3 protein-coding genes and 1 pseudogene are annotated in these 3,888 nt (G+C 66.4%); 3 read left to right on the forward strand and 1 reads right to left on the reverse strand.

The window, feature by feature from the left end:
• The 3 genes and pseudogenes from JMF90_RS40285 to JMF90_RS27705 all read left to right on the forward strand — a co-directional run.
• Nucleotides 1–77: pseudogene (locus JMF90_RS40285) on the forward strand (NUDIX hydrolase); the annotation flags it as partial.
• Nucleotides 74–1,234 carry a tRNA 2-thiouridine(34) synthase MnmA gene (mnmA, locus tag JMF90_RS27700; RefSeq protein ID WP_125380837.1) on the forward strand — a complete coding sequence of 387 codons (1,161 nt, stop codon included), beginning with the start codon at nucleotides 74–76 and terminating at the stop codon, nucleotides 1,232–1,234. The pseudogene JMF90_RS40285 and the gene mnmA, both read left to right, overlap by 4 nt.
• Before the next feature lie 118 nt (nucleotides 1,235–1,352).
• A complete protein-coding gene (locus JMF90_RS27705; protein ID WP_125380838.1) occupies nucleotides 1,353–2,972 on the forward strand; it encodes an FMN-binding glutamate synthase family protein in 1,620 nt (539 codons plus the stop codon).
• A 108-nt stretch (nucleotides 2,973–3,080) separates the two neighbouring features.
• On the opposite strand, the gene JMF90_RS27710 is transcribed toward JMF90_RS27705, so the two are convergent.
• Nucleotides 3,081–3,695: a glutathione S-transferase family protein gene (locus JMF90_RS27710; protein ID WP_027813221.1), complete on the reverse strand. Its 615-nt coding sequence runs from the start codon at nucleotides 3,693–3,695 to the stop codon at nucleotides 3,081–3,083.
• Nucleotides 3,696–3,888: the final 193 nt, after the last annotated feature.

A 3,888-nucleotide genomic window follows, 5' to 3' on the forward strand; every position in this document is an offset into this window, starting at 1 on the left:
TTCCGCTCGATTTCGTGCACACGCATTCGGTCGCCCCGCGCCCCGAGGCATTCGAACGTCAGGCGGTCAGCAAATGAGCAAGCGCCGTGTAGTGGTGGGCATGTCGGGCGGCGTCGATTCGTCGGTGACCGCGTGGCTGCTGAAGGAACAGGGCTACGACGTGGTCGGCCTGTTCATGAAGAACTGGGAAGACGACGACGACGGCGAGTACTGCTCGACGCGCCAGGACTGGATCGACGTCGTGTCGGTGGCCGACCTGATCGGCATCGACGTGGAAGCCGTCAACTTCGCCGCGGAATACAAGGACCGCGTATTCGCCGAGTTCCTGCGCGAATACTCGGCCGGCCGCACGCCGAACCCCGACGTGCTGTGCAACGCCGAGATCAAGTTCAAGGCGTTCCTCGACCACGCGATGTCGCTCGACGCGGAAATGATCGCGACCGGCCACTATGCGCGCGTGCGCGAACGCGACGGGCGTTTCGAACTGCTGAAGGCCTTCGATCATACGAAAGACCAGTCGTACTTCCTGCACCGGCTGAACCAGGCGCAACTGTCGAAGACGATGTTCCCGCTCGGCGAGATCCCGAAGACGAAGGTGCGCGAGATCGCCGCGCAGATCGGGCTGCCGAACGCGAAGAAGAAGGATTCGACCGGCATCTGCTTCATCGGCGAACGGCCGTTCCGCGATTTCCTGAACCGCTATCTTCCGACCAAACCCGGCCCGATGAAGACGCCCGACGGCAAGGTGGTCGGCGAGCACATCGGCCTCGCGTTCTACACGTTCGGCCAGCGCAAGGGCATCGGCCTCGGCGGCAGCAAGAGCGGCAGCGGCGAGCCGTGGTTCGTCGCCGCGAAGGACATCGCGTCGAACACGCTGTACGTCGTGCAGGGCCACGATCATCCGTGGCTGCTGTCGCGCGAGCTCATCGCCGGCAACGTGAGCTGGGTCGCCGGCGAGCCGCCGGCGGACGGCTTCGCGTGCGGTGCGAAGACGCGCTACCGGCAGGCCGATGCGGCGTGCGTGTTCGGCGCGGCGGCTGCCGGCCCGGCAGGCGAAGCGCGCTTCTCGCTCGCGTTCGACGACGCGCAATGGGCCGTCACGCCCGGCCAGTCGGCCGTGCTGTACGACGGCGAGATCTGCCTCGGCGGCGGCATCATCGAATCCGCGGCCACCGGCCAGCCCGGTCAGGCCACGTCGGCGGGCCACGCGCCGGCGCTCGCCGAAGCACGCTGACATCCATTCGGTTTAGACTTGCGGCACGTCGCGCCCGGCGGAACACGATTCCGCCGCGGCCGGCGCGCCGCCGCGCAGCGTACGCATGGCGGTATTTCAAGATTCTTACGGAGTCCCCATGCTTTCAAGACGCTACCTCGCGATGTGGTGTGCTGTCCTGCTGCTCATCGCCGCGGCCGCACTCGCGTCGATCCACGTGCTTTCGTGGCTGTGGATCATCCTCCCCATCGCCCTCGTCGCGCTCGGCCTGTACGACCTGAACCAGGACCGCCACGCGATCCTGCGGAACTACCCGCTCTGGGGCCACTTCCGCTTCCTGTTCGAATTCATCCGACCTGAAATCCGCCAATACTTCGTCGAGGACGACACCGACGAGAAGCCGTTCTCGCGTGCGCAGCGCAGCCTCGTCTACCAGCGCGCGAAGAACGTCGCCGACAACCGCCCGTACGGCACCGAGCTGAACGTGAAGGCCGTCGCGCACGAATGGATCAGCCATTCGCTCGCGCCGACGAAGCTGCCGAACCACGATTTCCGCATCCGCGTCGGCGCGACGCGCGCGCAACCGTACGACATTTCGATCTTCAACATCTCGGCGATGAGCTTCGGCTCGCTGTCCGCGAACGCGATCCGCTCGCTGAACCTCGGCGCGAAGAAAGGCGGCTTCGCGCACGACACCGGCGAAGGCTCGCTGTCGAAGTACCACCGCGAGAACGGCGGCGACATCATCTGGGAAATCGCGTCCGGCTACTTCGGCTGCCGCAACGACGACGGCACATTCAACCCCGACAAGTTCGCGAAACAGGCCGCCGATCCGCAGGTCAAGATGATCGAGGTGAAGCTGTCGCAGGGCGCGAAGCCCGGCCACGGCGGCGTGCTGCCGGCCGCGAAGATCACGCCGGAAATCGCCGAGACGCGCGGCGTGCCGATGGGCAAGGACTGCATCTCGCCCGCGACGCACTCGGAATTCTCGACGCCGCGCGGGCTGCTCGAATTCGTCGAGCGGCTGCGCACGCTGTCCGGCGGCAAGCCGACCGGCTTCAAGCTGTGCATCGGCCATCCGTGGGAATTCTTCGGGATCGCGAAAGCGATGCTCGAGACGGGCATCGTGCCCGACTTCATCGTCGTCGACGGCGCGGAAGGCGGCACCGGCGCGGCACCGCTCGAATTCACCGACCACGTCGGCGTGCCGCTGCAGGAGGGGCTGCTGCTCGTGCACAACACGCTCGTCGGCATCGGCGTGCGCGATCGCGTGAAGCTCGGCGCCAGCGGCAAGATCATCACGGCGTTCGACATCGCGCGCACGCTCGCGATCGGCGCGGACTGGGTGAATTCGGCGCGCGGCTTCATGTTCGCGGTCGGCTGCATCCAGGCGCAGCACTGCCACACCGACCGCTGCCCGACCGGCGTCGCGACGCAGGACCCGGTGCGCCAGCGTGCGCTCGTCGTGCCCGACAAGGCCGAGCGCGTGTACAACTTCCATCGCAATACGCTGCATGCGCTGCAGGAACTCGTGCAGGCGGCCGGCCTCGCCCATCCGTCCGAGCTGCGGGCGCATCACATCGTGCAGCGGGTCGCGCCGCACGAGGTGCGGCTGATGTCGCAACTGCTGAAGTACCTGAAACCCGGTGCGCTGCTCGACGGCCAGACCTGCGGCTTCTCGCTGTACGACAAGTGGTGGCCGATCGCCCGCAGCGACTCGTTCACGCTCGGCGAAGCGGTGTACGCGTCGATCGACTGATGCAGGCGGCCGCCCCGCTCCGGCGGCGGGCGGCCTGCGCCGCAAAAAGAAAAGCGCCCCGCGGGGCGCTTTTCTTTCGTCTGCCGAATGCGTGAGGACCGGGCCGGCTCAGCTCTGCGGCGGCAGCGTATCGGCGAAGGATTGCCGCTGCAGCAGCTTCACGAAGTGCTTGTCCAGGTTCGGGTGGCGATCGCGCCAGTTGAGCTCGGGCATCCGGAAGTCGAGGTAGCCGAGCGCGCAGCCGAGTGCGATGTCGGCGAGCGTGTAATGATTGCCGACGCACCACGCCTTGCCGCCGAGGCCCTGCGACATCGCGACGAGCGCGTCGTCGATCTTGCGTTGCTGACGCGCGATCCAGCTCGCGCTGCGCTGCGCTTCGTCGCGCATCGTGTGTTCGAGACGGATCGCGACGGCTGCGTCGAGCACGCCGTCGCCCAATGCCTCCCAGCAACGCACTTCGACGCGCTCGCGGCCCGACGGCGGAATCAGCTTGCCGACCGGCGACAGCGTATCGACGTATTCGCAAATCACGCGGGAATCGAACACCGCGGCACCATCCTCCATCACGAGGCACGGGACCTTGCCGAGCGGATTCGATGCATGAATATCCGTCTCCGGCGCCCACACGTCCTCGAGCTCCAGCTTGTAGTCGATCTTCTTTTCAGCAAGCACGATCCGCGCCTTTCGGACGTACGGGCTGCTGAGCGAACCGATTAATTTCATCATCTGCCTTTTCAAGGGAACTGCCGAGAGTATACGTTGTCGTCGATCATAACCGGCCGGTGCAGCCGGGTAGAAAATCGCCCGTCCGGCCTGTGGATGGTTTGCAACAGCCGCCGCGCGGGCCTTGGCCGGTGCGGCTTCGGGCCCTGCTCTCACGCACCGCGTCGCGCGGCGCTACAATCGCACGATGAAT

The sequence above is a fragment of the Burkholderia sp. E168m23 genome (genome assembly GCF_016586125.1).
Classification (GTDB): Bacteria; Pseudomonadota; Gammaproteobacteria; order Burkholderiales; family Burkholderiaceae; genus Burkholderia; species Burkholderia orbicola.

What these genes read in the sequence shown, in the direction of transcription:
- mnmA (WP_125380837.1), top strand. Translation starts at nt 74, where the DNA reads ATGAGCAAGCGCCGTGTAGTGGTGGGCATGTCGGGCGGCGTCGATTCG.
- JMF90_RS27705 (WP_125380838.1), top strand. Translation starts at nt 1,353, where the DNA reads ATGCTTTCAAGACGCTACCTCGCGATGTGGTGTGCTGTCCTGCTGCTC.
- JMF90_RS27710 (WP_027813221.1), bottom strand. Translation starts at nt 3,695, where the DNA reads ATGAAATTAATCGGTTCGCTCAGCAGCCCGTACGTCCGAAAGGCGCGG.